The 23,605-nt window shown below is 48.5% G+C and carries 16 protein-coding genes and 1 pseudogene; all 17 read right to left on the reverse strand.

Annotation, left to right across the window (positions count from 1 at the left end; genetic code table 11):
• Positions 1-114 precede the first annotated feature (114 nt).
• The gene (locus tag AC58QD_RS31995; protein WP_497339112.1) at positions 115-2,400 is read right to left on the reverse strand and encodes a helix-turn-helix domain-containing protein; all 2,286 of its coding nucleotides are present in this window, start codon (positions 2,398-2,400) and stop codon (positions 115-117) included.
• Positions 2,401-2,427: 27 nt separating this feature from the next.
• Positions 2,428-3,243 (reverse strand): amidohydrolase family protein, encoded by an 816-nt coding sequence (locus AC58QD_RS32000; RefSeq protein WP_497339113.1) that lies wholly within the window; start codon positions 3,241-3,243, stop codon positions 2,428-2,430.
• Positions 3,240-3,983 (reverse strand): amidohydrolase family protein, encoded by a 744-nt coding sequence (locus tag AC58QD_RS32005; protein WP_497339114.1) that lies wholly within the window; start codon positions 3,981-3,983, stop codon positions 3,240-3,242. The genes AC58QD_RS32000 and AC58QD_RS32005 overlap by 4 nt, the downstream gene beginning before the upstream one ends.
• Positions 3,980-5,236: an aminotransferase class III-fold pyridoxal phosphate-dependent enzyme gene (locus tag AC58QD_RS32010; protein ID WP_497339115.1), complete on the reverse strand. Its 1,257-nt coding sequence runs from the start codon at positions 5,234-5,236 to the stop codon at positions 3,980-3,982. Before AC58QD_RS32010 ends, AC58QD_RS32005 begins: the two co-directional genes overlap by 4 nt.
• Positions 5,237-5,511: 275 nt before the next feature.
• Positions 5,512-5,709 (reverse strand): hypothetical protein, encoded by a 198-nt coding sequence (locus tag AC58QD_RS32015; RefSeq protein WP_497339116.1) that lies wholly within the window; start codon positions 5,707-5,709, stop codon positions 5,512-5,514.
• A 219-nt stretch (positions 5,710-5,928) separates the two neighbouring features.
• Entirely contained in the window at positions 5,929-11,592 is a 5,664-nt protein-coding gene (locus AC58QD_RS32020; protein ID WP_497339117.1) for an Ig-like domain-containing protein, read from the reverse strand.
• Between the two features lie 96 nt (positions 11,593-11,688).
• A complete protein-coding gene (locus AC58QD_RS32025; protein ID WP_497339118.1) occupies positions 11,689-13,281 on the reverse strand; it encodes an amidohydrolase family protein in 1,593 nt (530 codons plus the stop codon).
• Positions 13,282-13,315: 34 nt separating this feature from the next.
• Positions 13,316-13,438, reverse strand: a complete 123-nt coding sequence (locus AC58QD_RS32030) for a hypothetical protein (protein WP_497339119.1) — start codon at positions 13,436-13,438, stop codon at positions 13,316-13,318.
• Between the two features lie 8 nt (positions 13,439-13,446).
• Positions 13,447-14,337 (reverse strand): carbohydrate ABC transporter permease, encoded by an 891-nt coding sequence (locus AC58QD_RS32035; RefSeq protein ID WP_497339126.1) that lies wholly within the window; start codon positions 14,335-14,337, stop codon positions 13,447-13,449.
• Between the two features lie 12 nt (positions 14,338-14,349).
• Positions 14,350-15,246: an ABC transporter permease gene (locus AC58QD_RS32040; RefSeq protein ID WP_497339120.1), complete on the reverse strand. Its 897-nt coding sequence runs from the start codon at positions 15,244-15,246 to the stop codon at positions 14,350-14,352.
• Positions 15,247-15,314: 68 nt separating this feature from the next.
• Positions 15,315-16,940, reverse strand: coding sequence for a type 2 periplasmic-binding domain-containing protein (locus AC58QD_RS32045; RefSeq protein WP_497339121.1), 1,626 nt, complete (start codon positions 16,938-16,940; stop codon positions 15,315-15,317).
• 143 nt (positions 16,941-17,083) lie between these two features.
• The gene (locus tag AC58QD_RS32050; protein ID WP_497339122.1) at positions 17,084-18,667 is read right to left on the reverse strand and encodes a response regulator; all 1,584 of its coding nucleotides are present in this window, start codon (positions 18,665-18,667) and stop codon (positions 17,084-17,086) included.
• The gene (locus AC58QD_RS32055) at positions 18,642-20,333 is read right to left on the reverse strand and encodes a sensor histidine kinase (protein WP_497339123.1); all 1,692 of its coding nucleotides are present in this window, start codon (positions 20,331-20,333) and stop codon (positions 18,642-18,644) included. Before AC58QD_RS32055 ends, AC58QD_RS32050 begins: the two co-directional genes overlap by 26 nt.
• Before the next feature lie 915 nt (positions 20,334-21,248).
• Positions 21,249-21,644, reverse strand: a complete 396-nt coding sequence (locus AC58QD_RS32060; protein ID WP_497339127.1) for a lamin tail domain-containing protein — start codon at positions 21,642-21,644, stop codon at positions 21,249-21,251.
• Positions 21,642-21,894 (reverse strand): annotated as a pseudogene (locus AC58QD_RS32065) (thermonuclease family protein); the annotation flags it as partial. The pseudogene AC58QD_RS32065 and the gene AC58QD_RS32060, both read right to left, overlap by 3 nt.
• Positions 21,891-22,430 (reverse strand): copper amine oxidase N-terminal domain-containing protein, encoded by a 540-nt coding sequence (locus AC58QD_RS32070; RefSeq protein ID WP_497339124.1) that lies wholly within the window; start codon positions 22,428-22,430, stop codon positions 21,891-21,893. The pseudogene AC58QD_RS32065 and the gene AC58QD_RS32070, both read right to left, overlap by 4 nt.
• A gap of 124 nt (positions 22,431-22,554) precedes the next feature.
• A complete protein-coding gene (locus tag AC58QD_RS32075; protein WP_497339125.1) occupies positions 22,555-23,394 on the reverse strand; it encodes a PHP domain-containing protein in 840 nt (279 codons plus the stop codon).
• Between the last annotated feature and the right edge of the window lie 211 nt (positions 23,395-23,605).

Consider the following 23,605-nt stretch of genomic DNA (forward strand, 5'->3'; position numbering starts at 1 on the left):
TCACTTGAATTAAGAGTCAGGGAGGATAATGATAAGAAAAATAATCCTTTACTGATACATGTAAATGATAAATTGAAAAGGCGCCGCGGATTCGTTCCACGACACCTTATTCATCTACTCCGATAGGCTGCCGCTGCGAAACTTTCCGGGCGGCGTGCCGAAAAACTGTTTGAATGCGCGGGAAAAATTAGTCACGCTCGTATAACGGAGATTATCTGCGATAGCCTTGATCGGCATACTTGTATGCTCAAGCCACTCCTTCGCCTTATTCATCCGGTACTCCAGCAAATAATCGCTGAAAGTACGGTTAGTCTCTTCCTTGAATATCCGGCTCAAATGCTTGGGGGAGATATCGAACGCATCCGCCACGCTTTGCAGCGACAGATCGGTTATAAAATGCTCGTTTATGTACAGGAGCACCTGCTGAATAATTTTTGACTGCTTGCTGACCGACAACTTCGCCATATGCGTTTTGACCGCAGGGAACACCTCTCCAGCCAGCCAGCGCTCAACCTCGTGCAGCGTCTTCTTGCCGTAGAGGAGCTTGTAGACGTCGGCCTGCATAATTTCATTCAGTCGGCAACCCGTCCGGTACAGCATAAACTCCAGCTCGCCGAGCAAATAATAGAGCGCTCCAAACACCGCTTCGGTACTGTTGAAATAGGCTGGCGCCTGCTTGATCAACTTCGCCAACTGATTGTTCGCCTCCTCTACGTTGCCGTGGATGACGTTGTAAATGATGCTTTTCTGGCATTCCATCATAAATTCGCTGAATGCATAATCTTTGGGCGCAACCCGGTCTGCGCTGATGGTGACGTCGTGCCCCATCGTGAGCCGGTACCGGAGCAGCTCCGCCGCCTGTTCGTAGCTGGCATGAATATTCTCGTACCCTTGGCGCGCGGAGCTGACGCCTATCGTAGCCGTAAAGTGGAAATAATGCTTAAGATGATGCCGGAGCTCGTCCATTTTGCACTGCAGCCATTCACCCGTTTCAGTATTCGCCAATTTCATGCCGATAATGATAGCTACTTGTCCAGGGTGCGTAACCACGATGACGCAGGACATAGACTCGCCGATGGTTTCTTCAGCTGTTTTACCCATCGCGTAATGTATAAGCGTCCGATCATTTTCATTATATTTCTGGATAAAATCCGGGTTGTTGTCGACATCGGCGATGCACACGTAAAACCAAGAACCAATCTGTGGCAAATTGTACCGTTCCGTCTTCGTCTTCATGTCTTGCCCCGAAATCCCTCCCAACAAAAGCTGCTGGACGATGCTAGTTTTGAGATCGGACTCGTGCTCGTTTAGCTCCTTTTTGAGTTCCTGATTGCTTACGACCATTTGGTTGATCAACGCATCGAGTGCCTTTAGTCCGTCGGAGAACGCATTCGACTTGTCTCCGCCTGCGACTACCTTTTGCAGCAGCTGGGAGATCGGCGAATAGAGGCGGTACGAGCCGAATAAGGCAAATCCGATCCATAATGCTGCTATCACCGCGACGACGATAAGCGTAATTTGCTTGATGTTGTCGGACCTCTGCGTCAGCTCCTTGACCGGTGTCATGACGACATAAGACCAATCGTTATAATTGGAGCGCTGATACGACAAGCTGTACTCGCCGCCTTCCAATTCATAACTTCCGGTGAGCGGCTGCATCATGTCTCTCGTTTGGGCGCTTGCGGAGAAATTGGCTAGGCGGATGCCGATATCCCGTTTGTCCTTGCTGATGATAACGCTTCCGTTTCGATCGATGATAAAAATGCGGCTGCCGTTCCCCGGACTGAGGTTGCCAAGATAGTTGATGAGCTCATCGACATGGACATGCAGCACGAGAATGCCGTCCGTATAATCCGATTTGATCGGAACGGGCTGAAACAGCAGCAGATCGGGCTGGCCGCGGTAAGGGTCCGGGGTCACGATAAAGGAATAATTGTAGCGAGGCTGCGTTTGCCCAATGATCTCTTTGAACCGGGATTCGGAAAATTTGCTGGAGGCGTTGGCGTTGGAAAAGATGTAATTATGCTTCAGGTAAACCAGAGAAGCGCTGAATTTGATCGTGGAGAAGCTAACTTCTTTTCGAATTTCTTCCGTCATTTCGAGTGTTTGATCTAAATGGCCGATGTCCGGCCCCGATTCGACGGACCGCTCCAGGGAGGTGTTGGAGGCAAGTCGGATGGCGGTGATGTGCAGCGTTTTGAGCAAATTGTTAATTTGAAAATGAATCTGCTTTAGTGCGTCCGTATGGTTGCCGTTCACTTCCTCCTGCATGTTTCTTGCAGCCAGGTAAGAGGAGGAAAGCCCGAGGATGAGTACGGGCGTGATGCTGATGAGCAGGGAAAAGATCGTAAGTTTTCCTTTAAACGAAATCTTGTTGGCTGCGATCGATAAACGATTCACCTGTGCATCCTCCTCCGGTACTTCCGACTATTGCCTGGAGAGAAAGCGAAGCGCATTGGCTTTGCAAATATTGTAACGCGCGGTATCGGGAATATCTGCGGAAGCAAGTTGCAGGACTGTTGATTCGACAGTTTGGAGCGGATAACAAGAGCCGTATGCAATCGTTTCCTCCTCTCCCCGCTTGCAGAGTTCCGAGATCACTGCCAACGGACTATTACAGTGCCAGAGATCAATAAATACATTTTCTATTGAACAGTCACATGGCAAATGCCTTTTCACCTCAACCCACTCATATTCCCTTAAACCACTGATCATTAAAGGCACCTGTTTTGAACACATGATAATAAATTCGGCTACTTCATGGTATGCGAGTCGAGTTGACCGATACCTGGGATGTTCTAGCCGTTCATCTAACAGACGAAAGCAGATTTGAACGGGAAGCCTAAGCGAACGGGCAGTTCCAACCATCTCGAAAACCTCAGGATCGCCAAGTTTATAATCGTGATAACCTGGAACCAACCGAATACCGCAGGCACCCGATCGTTCAGCCCAAATCAATTCCCGCTGCCATCCCGGTTCCGCCGGATTGAGTATAATGAACGGATGAAGTCGTTCGTCCTGCTCCGTTTCTCTAATCAAAGCTTCGTTTCCTAAACGTGTATCGTGGCCAAAAATGGAGTTGATGTGGCTAACGCACAACCTTTCAAGCGCTAGTCGATCGGCCATTGTTGACAGATCTGCCATCGTAGCCCGCGTCGGAAGTCGAAACGGCCATTGACCGAGAAAAACTGTCAGATCAATAGGGCGGAGTTCTCTAAACGGATTGAATAAGAAATTACTCATTTTTTTACCTCCGCAAGCAATCGTTTCATATTTCCACCGGTAACCAATTCGAACGCTTCAGCGGATAAATTAGCTCCCAAAACCTTTCCTAAATTACTTGCAAGGCAGGCAGCAAGGTCGGAGCCGAAAATAACGCGTTCCGCTCCCAGTCGATCGACTGCAATCGCGACTTCGTTCGCTCCAATTGGTGTTCCGGATGTGTCCGTATATATATTGGGGTAAGGGGCAACCGTATTCATCGCACTCTCAACTTGACCGCCCATGTGGGCCATAATAATTTTTGCTTCAGGATAATGGGCGGCCAAATCGGCCACATGAGCGGCTGTAGATTCATAGGGAAGTTGATCGAACGTTTTGCGGAATGCATGGATTAGAATTGGCGTCTTGTAGTGAATGGCCATTTCGATAAAAGGAAAAACTGACGGTTCGTTGCATAATGTAGCCACCCATAGTTTAAGGCCTATCATACTGCCGTCTTCTATCCTCCGCCTAAAATCAGTTAATGCCTTCTCTCCATGCTTTGGATTTACATAACAATAGCCCTTAACCCTGTCAGGATTTTTACGAATTGCTGAAACCATGTCATCATTGGCATTGCATATCTCTTCAAAAGTAGGATAATGGGTTGAAAAGCCGCAAAGATTGCTGCCGATAAACATCCGGATGCCTAGGCGGTCACCTTCAAGAAACGCTCTCGGATCTATGTCGGAACCTATTACATGAATATGTGCATCAATCACTGGAATCCTCTCCCCAAGCTCATTTCCTTACAATCTTCTTCCAATCTGGACAATGCCTCTTCGATATCGGATTCGTGGTGACTAAAGTTCACATAAGATACATCATACAGGGAAACCCGATATTTATAGGCTAATCTGAAAAACTGTTGCAACGTCCCTTTTTCCGAGCCGGGCTTTTGCATAAATTGAGGAGCCGGCCAAAAACCGCGGAGCTCAAGCGGAATATCGTATTGCGCAAACATTTGGTTTAACCTTCCCCACATTAGCTCTCCAATGCGCCACAAATGGCCAACAACGTCTTGTTGGTTATATATCGATATACAGCATTTTGCAGCCGCAAGAGATAAGGCCTCCCCTCCGAAGGTAGAAGAGATAACCGCTTTGGAAGCCGATCCGTCCCCTTTGTTACATGAATCCATCACTTCTTTGCGACCAAGATATACCGACAACGGCATGCCGTTTGCAATCCCTTTACTAAATACCGCCATGTCAGGCACGACCTCGAAATACTCCTGTACGCCACCGAGCGCAATCCGAAAACCGGTTACAATTTCATCGAAAATAAGCAAACTCCCGTGTTTTTGCGTGATATCGCGAATAGCCGGGTAGAACGTTTTACCTTCTGCAATCAAAGGATAATTCGCGGCAATTACAACTGCGGCAATTTGTCCATGATAGTTCTGAAAAATCTGTTCGATGCCTTGCTGATCATTCCAAGCAGCATAATGATGAAGCGAGCTTATCGAGCTTGGCACTCCAGGGACCTTGCCGGCAGCTTGTCCGGGGAGTAACGCCCCTCCGTCGGCCAAACTATTTAACCAGCCATTATATCCGACATGGATAATGTGGTCTCGTCCTGTGAAATGTCGAGCTATCCGAATGACAGCAGCAATTGCTTCTCCTCCGGTCTTCAAAAATCTGGCTTGTTCCGCGCAAGGAATGCTCTGGCACAGCATTTCCGCCACCTCGCATTCCAACGGATGGGGATGACCAAAGACAATACCTTTCAATAATTGTTCCATAATGGCTTCGTTAAAAGCGGGAAACTGATAACCAAGCGTTACCGGGCCAAGCCCGTTGCGAAAATCGATATATTCATTTCCGTCAGCATCCCAAACCCGGCATCCCTGGCCTTTAACAATAACTCCGGGTTCTTCGGGACTCAAGGAAGGTGCTTTTGAGGCTGTGCTTGATCCCCAAGGCATTACTTGATTCAAACGCCTCGTCCATTCTATTGATTTTGCTTTTTCCAATGAATTCTGCCTCCAATATTACGTAGTGTAAATATGTACCTACCCAATACCATACCTATTCCGTACGTATTCCTAAAAAATAACCGCCAGCGTAAGACGTGTCGGCCTCGGAACAATGGTTTCAACGGATTTTACTATTGCTTTTACAGATCGAAAATTCAGAGATGGCTTTGTTCTGGCTTGGTTGGAAGAGCCCGAGGAAACGACAGCAACATTGGAACAACTGTGGTAGTAAATGAATGCTGTTATGTCCTTGCAAACAAACCGTTCCAAACCTAGATAACAGCTTCTGCGATTTCAATAGCATCCTTATCGTTCAGCACCGGGCTAATCGGCACGAACACCGTGCGCGGAAGCAGATCAACGGCGCGCGGACACATGTTTCCGGTGTATTCGATCGGGCTGCTCGACCTTCTTCTGCACGTCCGCGCCGTAATACCGGAACGGGGATTGCGCTTCGATAACTTTCGCAAGCGCTGCGGCTTCCCCCGGTCACATTACCGTCGCGCCCGGATAGTTCGGCGGCAGCGGCTTGCTCCGCACAGGCGTTCCTCCGTTGATAGCCAGATTTTCCATGGATATTTTAAGTCCTTTCGCTTCGCTCAAGGCACAAAACACAATCGTTTTGTACCTTGAACGATTTTATAGATTTACAGGATATCGCGCTATATTTATTTAAACCATCATAACAATCATTTCTTCCCGGGTAATCGAACTGTTAGGAGCGAACCTTCCTCCACGCTATTGACAAATCCCGCTGCCGCCGCTGAAGGCTCCTTACCAGAATAATTCGGCCTGCTCGGCGAGTTGTCGACAACAAAATGAATTCGATAAGTCTTACTTGCAACACCGTCTTCAGCCGTTACTGTAACCGTCGTAGTACCGGGAAGCGAGCTCGCCGGGCTGACAACAACCGACGCACGATCGTCTTCGGCAATTGCGTTCACGTTCGGAACCGTCTGCGTCCCTTTTGCAAGATGCACGGTGTACGCTTTACGGTCCGCTGTAAATCCCGTTACCGTTACGCTATTTATCTGCAAGTCGCTTAAACGGGCGTTGCTTGACTTCTCCCTGACCGTCAAGGTGAAAGAAGCGGACTGATACGATCCGTAAGTCGCCGTAATGACAGTATTTCCAGCCGCCAACGCTTCGACTGCCCCGGAATACGTGACCGCAGCAACATGAGGATCGCTGCTCTCGTACACCGCCGATTCCGTCACATCGACGATACCGTGGCTGCTGGCCACATACAAGGAGATTTGCGCATGCTCATGAACTGTCATCGGTGAACGAAGACCCTCCATCCTCAATTTGCCGTCTTCCAGTACTGAAACCTCGATGACAGCCGTTTTTCCGCCGAAGGATGCCGTAATATTGGCTTTGCCCGATCCGACAGCTGTAACAAGACCATTATCGACAACAGCTACGGCGATGTTGCTGCTTTGCCATACGCCAGGCTCGTAAGTAACATCGCTGACGGTAAGATTGCTGTACTTCGCAGTTGCGGCAAGCCGAGCCGTGTCCCCAGCCAGCAGCGTCATTCGATTATCGTTCAAATCTTCGGAATCCAGCGAGATGGACTCGACAAAGGGAATGTACGCATGCATATCCGTTTCCACATTTGCGATTTTAAAAGTGTTGGCGCCCGTCCACTTAGTGGCGGGATAAAATGCCAACTCCGACGTTCCGTCCGGATAAACGGTAAAACCGGGTTCGCTCTCAATGCGGATGACCGTCTTCCCGTTTTCCGTCAGCACATCGTCAATCTTGTAGCCGCCGGACGTTCCGTCCGGATGAGTGACAATGACGGTTTTGCCTTTTGCGCTGAGAGGCACAACGGATGATGTCACGAAAGCATTGTACGCATGGCCCGAAACTTTGCGGTATACGCTGTCAACAACTCCAGCCGCCGTGCCTTCGCCACTCACTTCCGTATCCCCGTAAACGAGGCTTGTTCCGTCGAGCAGTACCATTTTTGTGACCGTGCCGTTTTCGAGCCTTATGAAGCCCATCTTCCCTTCAAGACGGATATTGCCGACTACAAGCGGACTGTTGCCGTACGGCGAGCTTAAAATAATATCCGTCGTCGTTCCGTATGCTACGCTCACGGCAACATCACCGTCCTGAGACTGGTCAGGCTGCAATTTTGTCACCTGCTCGATTTGACCGGCGCTCCCCGCCGCATAAGGCTCAAGCGCAGTGATGAACGTGCTTTTCAAATTCGTCCCTTCCCGGCGAAGCACCATCTTGGGCATCGTATATGGAGCGTTAGCGGCAGTCGTATCTACTTTTTCCGTTCGTGTCTTGAACAACGATGGCGCCCTGCCCATAAACAACTCATTGCTTCCGGGATCCGTCACTCCCACGATCTTCATTCCCACTTTATGGACGCCGCTCTCTTGAGTAGAAAGCGTCATTTCATACTTTCCGTCAGGAAGCTCTGCCCGGTTTACGTCCTTAACGTGCATATACGCATAGTAATGCCCCTCGGCGTTGCCTTGTTCCGTACTCGTTTCCGGCTCGACTACTTGCGTTCCCGGCGGAAGCAGATAAGGGCCGTATGGTTGCATCTCGATATCGGTTGTAAAGGAAGCTTCGCGACTGGCATCGCCCTGCAGCGTATACTCATGACGGCTTCCGCCGCTGACACGGAACAGATCAAGCACATAGCCGTCTTGCGTTCCCGGAAAAGCGATATACCACGGCTCGCGATTGTATTCGCTGACTTCGTTGTAAGCATTTTTCTGATCGGCTTTCATTACTTGCAGCGAATCGTCAACCGGAGCGTAAACTTCCAGGTTTCCCCCCAATTTGCCCCTTGACAAAGCCATATCCTTGCCGTCGACCACTATGGTATTATGAGCTAAAGTAGAATTGGTCCACGAGCGGTACTTGGTGTACGTATAACCCAGATCCGGAAGCAGTTCCTGGCCTTTGGCATAGAAAATCAAATTGAGGGGATCCCACTGATTATGGCCGTATTTCGGTCCGAACGTCATATAGAGCTGGGATTGATTCTGATCCTCCCCATTTTTGGTCATCCGGGCGATGCCTGCAGCAGGCAACAGGAACGAACCTGCGGACAAATCCGGTGAAGCGGCTCTTTGCCAGGCCCACGTGTCCTGGATCGGCAATACGTGCCCGTCAGGATAAACAAGCGTGTTTAAAATTCGCTTCGATTCCGCAAAAAACGGAAATTGCTCCATTAAATCTAGATTACTTACCGGAATTCCCGTGCGCTGGGATACATATCCCGGGGGATCGCTCCAGCCCTGCAGCAGGTCCATGGCGATTTCCATGCCGACTGTACTTTGACTATGATAGGAATACGTAATCTCTTTCCAGAATCCGTCATACAAATAATGATTGGTCCCATAGCTGCGAATCCGTTCGATCGCTTCATGCACATAGTCCTGGTAATCGATCGCTTTTCCTATCCGGATAAGGCCGAGCCAGACGTTATAATCCATGTTGGTATTCCATTTCATGTAGGAACGCACAAATTGTACCGAAGGCTTGAACATTTTTTCTACGAGTTTGCTTTGCAAATCGACTCCCTTATGGAAAGAGAGAATGTCAAGCGCATCCGTTTGTTTGAGCTTCGCATAAACTTCGGCTAAATCCCCCGCCAGGTTGAGATCCAGATGGTACCACCAATTCCAGTTCCCGCCCCAGTACGGATTAGGAGGAGCAGCTGACGGGCTTAAAGGCGCGATATTCCAAATCGTATCGTATACCGGAACGTACCCATCGTAAACCTCTGCAAAACGGGCAAGCAGACGGGCTGCTCCGAGCGGGTCCGTAACGACCAATCGTTTCATTTCCTTGATTACGTATTCCCGCTGTTTGTACCAAAGATGTGCCGTAATAAAATACCGTCGGCCTGCTTCATCTTCATAGTACGGATACTCGACAAGCTCTCCTTTTGCGTTGAAAACTTGAAGCGATTTATTTTCCGGATACTGGCTGTTCGGATAAGTAAGCTGGCTGTACTTGCTTGTCAATTGATTCGGGTAGGCGGGATTCCAATCAAACAGCTTTTCGGGCGTAAGATCCGGCCTTTCGGGAAGTCCGGCCCAATAGATGCCCGCCTGCTCGGGAATCATGTCCAGCAGTCTCTGCACTTCCGCAGATGGCTCGGAAGGCGTTACCTCCGTTTGCGCAGGCAAGGAAGGAACCCAGCCGTAAGCCCGTTCCCCGGCTTCGTACACATGCTCGCTGTCAAACGCGACAACGGCCATTCTCGCCTCGCTCTCGCCTTCGTTTGCCAAAATGATCTCCAGTTGATATAAGCCGGATTCCTCCATCCGCGGATGCTTAAAGCCGATTTCGAGCCGATCATTTCGGTAGGCAAGCTGCACATTGTCGACCGGCAGCATTCTCCCCGCAGGCGATCTCCATTTCAACTGCAGACTGCCGGCACCCTCAGTAAGAACGCTTCTCGGCAAAGAAAGCTTTTTCTCCGAAAAGCTTTGATATAGTAAACTTATCTCATCCGAATACAAGGGAATAATCCCAACATTCCCCAATGAATCCGCTAATTCTCCAGGAATTTCATCGAAAAACAGCCGGCCCATTCTTCCTTGATCGGTTACAGACATATACAGCATATACACGCCCGGCGTTTCGTTATCCGTGAAAGTCGAATTCCGCAGAGGAACCCATGAGCTTAGCGGCTGCACGCCCGGCCTGTGACGTAAGACATTCACCCCCCACTCTTGCCCCGGAAGAATCTCATCGACGCCCAAAGAAGCTAAAGGAATCGCCACTTCCGCCGTCCATTCTTGAGTGCCTTGATGACTCGCGACGACAGCATCACGGATCGCAATAACCTCCCCGTTCAAATCGGTTCGGCCGGGTCCCAGATGCGTTCTCAGCTTGTGTTGCTGATCTTCGGCTAGCATTACGATCAAGTCGAAATATTTGCCGGATGACAGGTCGGGACGAAGCACCACTTCGAACCCTTCGGACAGCAGTTCTTCCCCGGCGTCTTTCTTGCCGCCTGTAATGCCGATGTAAATCGTACCAGAATCGTAAGTTATCTTTACGTCCGTTTTCGGATCGGCCGTATCATTATTGAAGGCGGTTACAAAGTCATTGAGCTTAAGCGCCTGATTCCAGACCGAGTCGTTCATCAAACCGTCGATCGTAATCGTCCCGCCAGCCGGCTTCGCTACTCCCCATTTATTTTGAAATAGTCGAATGTCGTCGGAGCCTTCCAATTTGTCCGTAACTGCAACCGTTTTCTCTGCCTGTTTCACCCTGCCCGCTACGTTGACGGTGACGCGAATAACTGCTTCCCCGATTCCTTTGGCCGTTATCAAGCCGTATTCGCTCACTTCCGCGACACTCGAATTCAAGCTTTCAAATTGAACAGCGGCATTCTTCAATTCAATAGGATTGTTCTCATCATCGTACCCGTTGACTGCTGCAAGCGTTCGGGTTCCCAGCGCCAGCGGGGATTTCTCGATAGACATCTCCACGTTGTCCAGGTAACCGGAGATCACATAAACGGACACTTCCGTCTCAAGCGCTTCTCCTCCGAGAGTGACCGTAACCTTAACGCGTCCCGTCCCCGGGGCGAATGCAGTTATCCGGCCATTCCCGTCAACGGTAACGATATTCGGATCGAGGCTCTCGTAATCAAAGACGGCAGCGGATAAATCCGCTTCCTCCTCGTCGCTCATCGTCCCGCTCACCTCGATCTCAGACTGTTCGCCTACGGCAAGCAGCGGAACGGCGAGCCCAGCGGATACGGACATAAGCTCGGATGGCAGCTTTTCCAGTATCAATTGTCTGGGAAACAGCTGGTACCAAGTCGCATTTTCATTTTTGCCGACAAGCGTGATCGTCAGCACATGTTTGCCAGCCGATAGATTCATTTTGCCCATCGTTTGAGTCGGTCCAAATACAACTCCCGAGGTCGGGTCGTAGAAATCATATTGACCAAGCACCTGACTGTCCAGCTTCAACTCGCCGATGCCCTGCCCTTTGCTTAGACTGCCGTTAAATCGAACCTCATAAGTGCCCGGTTCCGGCACGGGAACCTGAATTTGCCGGAAATGCGTATTTACGGCGTTCGTATTCATACTGACCCCATATGTACCTTGCCATCTGGCTGCCGGAGCCGCACTGGGCGAACCTAGTAATTCCCATCCTTCCGGCGCTGTCGTCGGCGCTCCCGCGTTGCCAAGTGTCTGGAACTTATAGGTGTAGATAACCGCATCCGCCTGCACCCGTGCGCCTCCAGGCAAATAGCCCAACAGCAAGCTGAAAATGACGGTTAGAACGAAAGACATCTTACCCGGCTTGAAACTGCTCTTTTTCGAAACCACTGGAAGGTCATCTATTCTCAATCAAAACGACTCCTTTATAAAAGAATTAACGTTCAAGTTGATCCGGCCATTACGGTAACCCTTGACCCACTCCGTAATGGCCGGTTGCTTCGTAAATTAAAGCTTGCAGCGATTCCAGATTGCTTTCATATTTTCGCCAAAAACGGCTTTTTTCTCTTCCAACGACAAATTGGCGTAGGCCAGCCAACCGAACTGCGGACGAGGATCTCGCATCGGCGAATCGGTTCCGAAAAACACCTTATGCGCACCGGCCTCTCGCACCAAATATTCAATCGCTCCCTGTGTAACCGTTGTATACGTTAATTGCAAGTAAACATGTTCGTACTTTTTGGCGACCTCCGCATATAATTCCGCGATTTCAAAGCTTCTGGCCGCATGGTCCATAAAGATGGCTACATTCGGATACAGCTGCGCAAGCCGTTCGATTTGATCGGTATAAGCTTGATCGCTTTGACCTGCGGGATCAATCAGCGCATATAGACGGTGTTCATTGGCCAGCTCCCACCAAGGCGCGTACACAGGGTCCGTATACGGGATATGCGACAGATGAAAGTAAGGCTTAATTCCTCGGAAGCCTTTCTCGAGATGCCAGATCCGGGCCGTTTCCGCCACATTCTCAACATAGTTGGGATCGATGACGACGTATCCTTCCACGATCTGGGGATATTGCTCCCTTGCCTGTTCCAGCACTTGATTGCCCGCTTCCGAATCGCCGCCGTTAATGCCAACCCAAGGAGCTATCGACATTTTACGGATGCCCATTTTCTTGTACAGCCCTACCATCTCATGGATATCGCCTCTCAGCATCGGATACCCGCTTCCTGTCGAGCCTCCTTCCTCGATTAAATGCGTATGCGAATCGTATACCTCAATCGAAAGCGGCTCTCCCTTCGAAGCTTCGAGACTTACGGTATCCTGATCCGGAATTCGTGCTGCGGGAGGATTCACATTCAGCCACGCAGCCAGATTGCCTCCGGCAATGCGCTGTTTGTCCTCCCACGGGATATCTGCATAGTCGATTAGCGCACGAGCCGCTCCGGCGCTTCTGCGCGGCATGTTACTGCCAAAAAATAATCGCTCGGCACCGTAACGGGCATACATCGTTTCGATGATCCGATTGCTCTGAAGCCCTGAAAAATCTACACACAGATTGCTAAACTCATCCATTAACGGGAACAACCTTCTCTCTTGGCTCCAGTACAGCCCTTGCAGCAAAACAAGCAGATTCCTGTGATGATTCAACAGCATGGTCAACTGATTCATTGGGGCTTCCAAGGCATCCAATAGCAGCGGGATACGTTCCCGCTCCAACATGCCGCATAAGGAACCGATCGTTCGCGGATCAAGATCGAATTGATGACTGGCGGGAAACAGTTTGACCGCGCGAATATCGTGCTGCCGCAGCTGCTCCAGCAAGCTTTCCGCATCCATAAAATCGCCGGCGTGCTCCGGAAGCGCTGCCCAGCAGCCGAACAGACGCGGGCTTTTGGCCAACTCTCGCTCCAGCAGCCCGTTTCCGTACCGCGGTGAATGCGAACGGGCCATGCCGTGGTAAACGAGCGCCCCGGCGATCCCCGCCCGATCCAGCTCGTCAACGATCCGCTCCGTTTTCCATAGCTGTTCGCGATGCTTGTAGGCGCTTTTGCCTACATAAACCGAGCTGTCAAAAAATTGAAGCTGTTGTGTCACTGTAATCTCTCCATTCCTTCTGTCCTAAATAAACTCATTCCGTTTGCGGTTGACGATAGACGATCGCCGCCGCTCCCGCACGTTCATCCACTTCCTCGGTTCCAAACGCTTGCTTCCATGGCTGCATACATAAAAACTGGTTGAGCGGGTGCATCATTGAACGACTCATCCTTTAATCGACCCAAGCAAAAACCCTTTCATGAAATGCTTTTGCAAAAACGGATATATCGCAATAATCGGCAGAATCGTGACGACCACCGTCGCCATCTTGACCGTCTCCGGAGGCAGCCGCTGCATTTGGTACTGGCCCGCCAACTGCAGCTCGGTGCTGACGTTCGGCGTAATAATCATGCTCCGAAGCACGACTTGAATCGGCTGCAGCTCTTTATCCGTAATAAACATGATCGCATGAAAATACGTGTTCCAATGATTAATTCCATAGAATAAGCCAAGCGTAGCCAATATCGGCATCGACAACGGAAGTACGATTTGCAATAAGGTTCGGAGCTCACCGCAGCCATCCACCCGCGCGGCTTCTTCAATCTCTTCGGGCAGTCCTTCAAAGTATGACTTCATAATCAGCATATTGAAGGCCGAGACAAGACCGGGAATAATGAGCGCCCACAAAGTATTGTTCATTCCCATCGAACTGACGATTAGGTACAAAGGAATCAATCCGCCGGAAAACATCATCGTGAACACAATCATGAACAAGACGTGATTTCTGCCCGGGATCTTTTTCTTGGAGAGTGGATACGCCAGAAGCATGGTCACAAGAAGATTCAGGAACGTCCCGCAAACCGCAAGAAGAACTGTCACTCCGAGCGCACGGGGAACTCGCGGACTACTCAAAATTTGCTTGTAAGCGTCCAAAGTAAAGCTCTTGGGCAGCATAACGAAGCCGCCGTTCTGAATCACTTCAATGTATGGCGTTACCGACATCACCACCACATAGTAGAGGGGAAACAATGTCGTTAAACTGAACAGACTCAGTACGGCAATGAACGCTGCGTCAATAACCCGGTCCGTTTTGGTTGGTTTCAATACGATGGACATCATTAACTCCTCCTACCATATCGATGATTGCCCTAATTTTTTGGCCAGTTGGTTCGCGCCGATCACGAGGATCAAACCGATAATCCCTTTAAAAATGCCGACGGCGGTCGCCACGCTAAAATCGAATTGCTCCAAACCTCGTCGAAACACCCAAGTATCGATAATGTCCGCAACCTCATAGACTCTGGAATTATAGAAAATATAAATCTGCTCGAAACCAGCATCCATAATATGACCGATCCGTAAAATCAACAATAGAACGAACACATTCGCCACTCCGGGCAACGTGACATGCCAAAGCTGCCGCCAGCGTCCTGCTCCGTCTACTACGGCCGCTTCATAGAGATGGGGATCTATCGTCGCGAGTGATGCCAAATAAATAATCGCCCCAAACCCTGTATTCTTCCAAATATCCGTCGAAATCAGAATGCTCCTGAAATATTCCTTGGAAGACAGAAAATCTACCGTCGATCCTCCGAAATCGCGAATGACCTGATTGACGAGCCCGGAATCCGGAGCCAAAAAGGAAAACGCCAGTCCGTAAACGACAACCCAGGAAAGAAAATGTGGCCCGTAAGTAATCGTCTGGATCGTCCGCTTGAACCATCGAACGCGTATTTCATTCAATACAAGCGCCAGCGCAAGATCCGGGAGCATATTGAAGAAGATCCGATATACGCTGATCACTAGAGTATTGCGCAGCGTTTGAACGATGTCGGGGCTTTCGAATATCGTTCTGAAATGCTTCAGTCCCGCCCAGTCGCTGTCCCAAATTCCTTTTGCCAAATTGTAATCTTTGAAAGCAATAATCAGTCCGCCCATCGGACCATAATGAAAGACGATAAAATATAGGATCCCTGGCAGCATCATGAGGTAGTACCAGCGATACCGGTAAAGTATGGTTGCCATCCGTGTCTCACTCCGCATTTATTGTGAGAGGGGAACGTTCCCCGTTCCCCTCCACGTCAAATTGTTCTTTATTTGGCTAGAGGGGATACCCAATCATTGACATTAACGCCGGTTGCCTGCGTTTGCTTCACGTACGCGTTATACAAATCGTTGGCGCCGTATTTCGTCAGGAACTCCTCCAACAGCTTCGTCCAATTCGGATACTTGTCTTTTTCGAACAAATACTGTGCTTGAATTTCCGCCCGTTTTTTCGCAAAGGAGCCGAAGTCAAAGCCTTCCGGCGGAATATAGCCGGTAGCCGTTTGCAAGATTCCGTAATTATTGATCACTTGCATGATCTCCCGATCCCGGTCGCTCATCGTCGGATCGATCACATCCAGACCGAGCGGCTCCGCGTAGCGCTCCGGCGTCATGGCATGCCAGGCAACAAGGAAATTACCTTTGTTGATCACATCCTCCTTATACGCTTTGGGGATCAACGTAATTTTATTTCCGCTACGCGTATAATGTTTGTTCTGGATTCCATAATGGGTCATCAAATAGCCTTCTTCGCTAAACAGCCAATCCACGATTCGGGTAATTCGATCGATTTTTTCAGGCGACTTCTCGACCGTTCTTTGGGAAATCGACCAGCTGTACCCCGGCTCGATTTTCAAATTTACCGGGTTTTGCGGGAACGGGTTAAACGGCCGCAAATCCGCTTTTGGATACAACTGCTTCAATTGATTCAAATAGCTGTTCGGATTCGAATCGAGGGCAAACTGTGCGGCTTCTCCCCAGATGATGCCAATTTTCCCTTGCGCGAATTTTTGCGCAACTGCCGCATTATTACTCAAGAACCAGTCCGGATCCACATACCCTTTATCCAACCATACCCTCAAATCATCCAACACGTCTCCAACGACCGGATCGGTATAAGCCGTTCTGAAATTTTTCGTCTTCGGATCGACAAACATACTTTGGTACAAGCCACGATGGTTATATTGCGGGAAAAACGGGCTCACCGTTGTCCCATTGCCGGCTACGGAAAAGCCGTACGTATCTTTTCGTTTATTGCCGTCCGGGTCATCTTCCGTGAACGCGCGAACTACTTTGGTAAGCTCTTCATAGTTCGTAGGATATTTCAATCCCAGCGTGTCAAGCCAATCTTTGCGGATAAAATACGATGTCGTAGCTTTTGGATTGACAGGAACATATCCGCGGGCTGTCGTACCTTTCTTGATCTGATACTTGGCCAGCACTTCAGGCGTTACCCATTTGAAGAAATTGGGCATCTTCTCCGGGCTCATCGCTTTTCCCATTTCGCCCATCACGCCGTCGGCGAACAATTGGACGGTGGAGGTGCCGGTGACGACCATCAAATCCGGCGCTTCGCCGGAGGAGATTTTCAAGTTCAATCTCGTATTGAACTCATCGCCGAACGGCAGCGTGTCGAAGGAGATGGATACGTTAAACTTCTTCTCCAAATACGCTCGTACAAAGTCGTCGTCTCCTCTGGGCATGACCGTGTCCGCATTGCCCGGGAAGAAAAAAGACAGCTTCATATGCGCCAGCTGTTCGACACCCCCGACGCTCGCTTCCGGCTTGGGCGAGCTTTCGCCGCTCGAACCGTTATTGCCGGAAGTCTGACATGCCGTAATGGCGGTGATACTAAGCGCTAGCCCCGCTAGTAAGAACGCTTTCATCTTTTTCATATTTCGCTCCCCTTCACTGTTTCTTTCCTACGCTTCTAATCTTAAAGCCAAATATAAAAATAGTGAATGAACGCTCGTTAGACGTTCATTCACTATTCTCAGTTTTCTTTATCGCAGCATTCCATATATTCAGATTTGATTCACTATTTTCGCCTGTACTCGGAAATGGTCACACCGGTTATTTTCTTGAACACCCTTATAAAATAATTCGGGTTGGCATATCCGACCCGATCGGCGATTTCTTCGGTGGATAACCGGTCGTCCAAAAAGAGCTCCTGCGCTTTTTCAATCCTGTATTTCATTAAATAATCCGAGAAAGAGCTGCCCGTCTCCTGATGGAAGCGCTGGCTGAAATAGTTTTCGCTTAAACTGACATGCCGGGCAACCTGCTCCAAACGCAAAGGCTGACGATAGTTCGCCTCGATAAATGCATAGGTTTTCATGATCCAGCGCTTTTTCTCCTTCTGCTCGCCGACAACCGCTTGCCCGGCCTGAAGCACCTGAATCAAAATTTGCAGCAGCTCATCCTTGGATGCGGTATGCTGCAATTGCTTCAACTGCTCGTTTACCTCGGGAAAATCCTTGTTTTGGCGAATGAGGTCGATCTGATATTTTTCCATCAGCAAATCGAACAGCTTCTGAGCGATCATTTGCGCAAACCGGGCAGCCTCCTGTAGGTTCACTTCAGTCAATACGGATTGAAACTGCAGACGAATCCATGGATACAGCTGGTCAAGCTGCTCGTTGCCGAGCATATTCTTGACCTGATGATACAGTCCGATCCATTCCGTTTCAGAAAAGCTTCTCAATTCGGGAAGATCCTCGTACCAAAAAACGTCTTTCTCCTGAGTATCATTCGATTCAAGCGCTTTTGCGGCCTCGGCTCGTCCTGCGGGAAGGCTTGCCAATTGACGGAAGCCTTTGCTTAAACCGCAAGAAAGCTCTGTGTTCAAGCTGTCTTTGGCGGTGCGCAGCACCTCCTCCACGATTTTCCCGGCCTCCTGCTTGGCTGCAGCCAACGGTAAATCGTTCATTCGGATAAAACCAAGATACGTCCCGGCTTCGAAACCGATTAAACAGGCATGAAACCGCTCTAACGTTTCTTCCAGCAGCACCGACAACGCTTTGCTTTCTTGCTCCGGTCCCTTATCCGCTGCAGCAAGCTCACGGAAGGAAAGCCAGAAGAATACGTGCCGATTGCCGGCAGCCGTCCCGAAACGATCGAATAGCAGCGGGATTTCATTCGACAGCAATGCTTCGTTTCGCCATATTTCATGCCCGGATTGCCGGGTCAGAAATAAAAGCTTCTGCTTCTCCTGCAACATCAACGAGACGGGGGCTTCCTCACGCTTCATCGCCGGGTAGTTCAATGCATTCAGCACGCGCATAAGCTCGTCCGCTTCCAGCTCATGCTTGATCAAATAATCCCGGACATTCAGCTGGATCGCTTTGCGTGTATACTCAAAATCTTCATAACTGCTTAAAATGACCACATGAACATGCGGATAATATTTTTTCAATTGCGCGATCAAGCTGATGCCATCCATTCTGGGCATGCGAATGTCGGTCAGCAAAATATCCGGACACCGCTCTTGCACGGCATCCCAGGCTTCCTCGCCGTTTTTATAGGCGCCGATGATTTCATACCCGTTTTGTTCCCAATTCACGATGGACTGCAGCCCGACTCTGACCAGCTTCTCGTCATCCGCGATCATAATCGTTCTCATGCGCTGTTCGCTCCCCGCTATGTTCAATCCACGGCAAGACAAGCTCCACCCTCGTCCCCTCATCTTCCGTGCTGTCGATCAGGACGCCATAATCTTTTCCGTAATGCAACTGGATTCTGTCATGAATATTTTTTAATCCCAGATGTTTTTCTTCCTTGTCTCCGTGTATGATTTCGCGAACTTGCCGCAATCTTTCGCCGCTCATGCCGCTTCCGTTATCCGTTACGACCAGATGCAGCCGATTCTGCGTCCCGAATGCGCGCAGATTGATTTCTCCGCTCCGGCTGGCTTCGGAAATCCCGTAAATGACGGCATTTTCTATAATCGGCTGCAATAAAAATTTCAACATGCGCAGCTCATAAAGCGGCTCCGGTATATCTACGGTTAACGTAAATTCCTGGTATCGAACCTTTTGTATTTTCACATAAGCATTCAAAATGTCCAGTTCATCCCGAACGGCAACCAGTTCGCCCGGTGAGCGAATCGAATATGAAAGTAAACCGGACAACGAATCAGCTATTTCTTTGATGTTGTCCTGTTTTTGGATGATCGCCATCCAGCGGATCGTGTTCAATGTATTGTAAAGAAAATGGGGGGTAATCTGGTTTTGCAATACCCGTATTTCCGTTTCCTGTTTCTTCTTCTGCGTCGTTATGACTTCGTGGTTGAGCTGATGAATTTCGTACAACACGGAAATGAACGTATCGTTCAGCTCCGTCACTTCCCGCGCGCCGCGGAACCGTTTGAGATGACGGGGCTCGGTCCCTTTCACTCCTTGCTTCATATTGCGCATCAATTTTTTGACCGGGATGACGATATCCATGGCGAGCAATTGCGTAACGGCCAAGCCGAGCAGCACGCATACGAACGCGACTATGATCGAAGCAAAGACCGCTTTTTCGATCTGGTCGTTCAATTGCTTCAGGGGAATCGTCGTTTTCAGGGTCCAATCGTAACGATGGCTGAGCATCTCGGTAACCAATTGAGGCGCATCTTTTAAGGCGGCGGTATTTCCTGCGCTTAGAATCAGCTTCTTTTCCGGAGAATGCAGTTCGAATAATGCCGTTTTGCTGATTTTCGTTTCCTCCAGCGTACGCATGAAAATATCCGGCTCGATGACAAAAATAATTTGTGCGATTTTATTGTATCTTTCCATATGGTTGATGTTTCGGCCGAGCAGGATGGCTCGTTTGCCGGACTCGTTTGCCGCCGCCAGCTCCCAAATCACGCCGCCTCCGCCCTCTTCGACGCTGCGGAAAAACTCGCCGTTCTCCCGCCGCAGAAGCTCCGGATCTCTTCGTCCAAAAACATGCTGCTGGCTTCCGGAAATAAGAATTGTGCTTGAAATGTAAGGTCTGAAGGAACCGAGCAAAATTTGCACTTTTTTATCCAAGTCCGCCTTTTTTTTGACCCCCTGCAAATACGTTTCCGGCGTCTCCTGCAATAGTCGGAGCAGATCGGCATCGACAAAAAACTGCAAGCTCAAATTTTCAAAGTTATGAAATTCCTGGTCCAGCTTTTCCACAACGAGATCCAGTAGATCCTCCGTATTTTGCTGCATCGTTTCACGGCTTGTGCTGTTGAAATTAGATGTAACAAAGTACATGCCAAGCACAGTCGGCATGATGATTAAGGGCATGTACAATAAAGTGAGCTTATGGAACAAGCGCCAACGCCGCCAATTGAGCATATTGAGTAGTTTGCGAATCGTTCTCCTCTCCCGGTAACGCTTTCAATTTATTAACGTATATCTTACTAGGATTCTCGCATAATGACGAGCCGGCCGCAATATAATTTGTGATCAAATACAAAAAAAACCCTGCCGCTAAGACAGAGGGCTGATCGATTATGCCGTTACAAACAAGCCGTTATATACTTTCTCGATGCCTTCCGCGATTTGAGCGGCGTCTTCCCATCCGAAGACTAGAGAACTTAGGATTTGCCGGTACATTATCATGCACCTCTTCGGCTTCCTAGCATAACCGTCCCCATATTCGAAGTGGCGCAGCTTTCAAAAAAACACATGAGCGGCGCTTAGTTTCCTATTGCCACTTTCAGCCTTCCGTGCATTTGATTTTCAGGGTAGCTCAACGCTTAATCTCTGTCGGGAATGAGATAAAGTTCTTGTCAAATTCGGGAATGAGATAAAGTTCTTGTCATTTGAATTTGACAAGAACTTTATCCATAAAACAAAAAAGTCGCGGTTTACGCGGCAATTAATGGGACAATGTTGTTGTCACCCGACAATTTCTCATATATTGTTACACATTATATGATCTGTATTTTCGATCATCAAATAATAAGTTCTTGTCCCCCTTATTATTAGTACTGATCAGCAAACAGCAGCAGCCATTAACCGTTCTCCACCTAGGATTGGATTCTCAGAAATCCGTTTTCAGAAAAACGGGATGAATGAACACATTATTTTCCGCACGATTTAGCCGCGCTACCCACCCAAGCTTACTTTAATGATCGACTGCCTTTATTTCACTAGCTTCAACAAACTTTAAAAAGCAACGCCAGCGTAACGTATCAAACTCCGTTATGCTGGCATTTATTTTACATCCCATCAGTCCCATCTTTATTCGTGTGTACTCACTAGTGCGCCTGTACTATCGTATAGCTCCGCAGGATCGGAGGTCGTGTTATTCCAAATGTTTGCGGTCGTCCACAATAACTTACCTTCGCCGGCAGCCGCACTCGATCCACTTAAGAGCGTTACACTCGTTCCAGCCTTCAAATCGTATTCATCCTTAAAGTTATACGTTTGAGCCCCAGTCACGCTGAGGAGTTTCCATCCTCGAAGATTTACGTCAGTTGATCCGTAATTTGTGATCGTAACCTTCTCGCCCTCTACGTCGACTTCGGTAATCGCAATATCTCCGATGCTTACTGATTTCGGTACGGAATCAACATCGCTCCATAATCCGCGACTTAAATCGCGAGCGTTCTTTTGTAACGATTTAAAAAATTCCACCCATCGTACGTTCGGTGGAAACGTCGCGGCCTGGCCATAACCTTCAGCGATTAACTTCGCATTGAACATCTCGCCATCTTCGGTATAAACGTAAGCGAGAACCCGCCCGTACCGATCGCGTCTCCACGTCAACCTCGATAAAAACAGTAGTCCCCATGAGCTGCGCTTTTGTAAAGTCCGACGCTTCCTTACCGTATTTTTGTACCGGTTTATTCGGGTGGATCGTTTCCGGAGTATCGATGCCGATCATTCGGATCTTCTCCGTATTGGGTCAGAGTCGTCTATAATACCGACCGAGATAACTTCGATAGTATCGCCGTCAAGTACCTGCGACACTTTGGCCTCTAGTTTTCTTGCTGACGATATCGATATGGTTCTCGAGTTACCTTCCCAGCCAACCGTAGCACCTAGCGCTTCGCCTACGAAACGGAGCGGCATCATTGTTGATCCGTCGATAATTACACCTGGTACCGAGAGACTAATCGTATCCGAATTCTTTCGCGCGATTGGTTGACCGATTGAATATTCGATAACCGTCTCACCTTTTATGGCCGTTACCGTCCGTGTATCGCCATTCCATGAAATATCAGAGCCGAGTTCCTCAAAAATTTTCCGCATCGGTACAAGAGTCGATCCGTCAACAATGGTCGGTGGTACTTCAAAGGCAATCCGCTTACCATCAATAAATACCTCAGGAGGCGCTATATTAGCACTAGCTACCGGTGCGATTCCGAGAATGAGTCCGAGTGCTAACGTTGCTGCGAAAAATTTCCGTTTAAACTTCAATTAATATCCCTCAGATTGTCTCTTCCATATTTATACCGGGTTTATTGTATAGCCGATCGTCGGCAGCCTACATTTGATTTGACTATCGTTCCTCGTTAGTATATCATGTGGTGAATTTACTTACTTAATTGTGACTTAAAATATCCCCAAGATTTAACCAGGAAATCGGAATTTCCATCTCTCCAATTTCGGTTTTTCCAAAATAACCGTGGCAATCAGAACCTGCTGTAATTAACAAGCCAAGTTCTTTGCAAACGGACAGGCAATCTTCTGTGACTTCATGAGAATGCGTTGGATAATAACACTCAATCCCATCAATCCCTAAATCAATTAATCTAGTTATTTCTCTCTTAAAATCGTTCCTTTCAGTAACATTTATAACTCTTCCTGGATGAGCAAGAATTGCCTTCCCACCTGCACTGTGAATATTATTACATACCATGCTAACAGAGGGAAACTCAATACAGTTATATGATAGTTCGTACTTTGAATAGAATGCAAAACCTGCTGTCAAGCTGTTGGTAATCCCCTTTTCCACAAAATAATGCAATGCCTTCCAACCACCGTATTTTCGGTCATAATTATAATTTAAGTATTCCTTTAGAGATATGTTATTGTATTCCCTTTGCATCCTTACTATGAGTCGCTCATCTACAGACTCAAGAAGCAATCTGTTTTTTTCAGTAAATTCTCTGAACCTTTCATTAGTTAAATCCATTCCATAACCCAATATATGCAGATTTTTTCCCCTATCTAATGCGTCCAGTTCTACACCAGATATTAACAATAGTTCTTTTTTATCATTTAGCTTTTGTATTTCTCTTGAACCTTCTAGCACATTGTGGTCAGTAATCGCTATTAAACCTAACCCTTTCTCTACTGCTATAGCTATAATTTCTTCGGGAGACAATGTTCCATCGGAAAATAAAGAGTGAATATGTAAGTCAGCAATTTTATGATTCATTTTAATATCTGCTCCGTAACAAATTTATATAAATCCACTTTCGCCATTGAGGATAATAATCCCTTCTTATGTAACAAAAGCAATAAAGGCATCCTGCCCGTCCCTCGGTTTTAAGGGTTTTTCTCACGAATGCTCACTCACTCGCAGGATTTTAACACCCATAGAAATGACGAATACTGCAAATACATGCTCATATAAGCATTTGGTCCAT

The organism is Paenibacillus sp. J2R1T-4 (genome assembly GCF_059692235.1).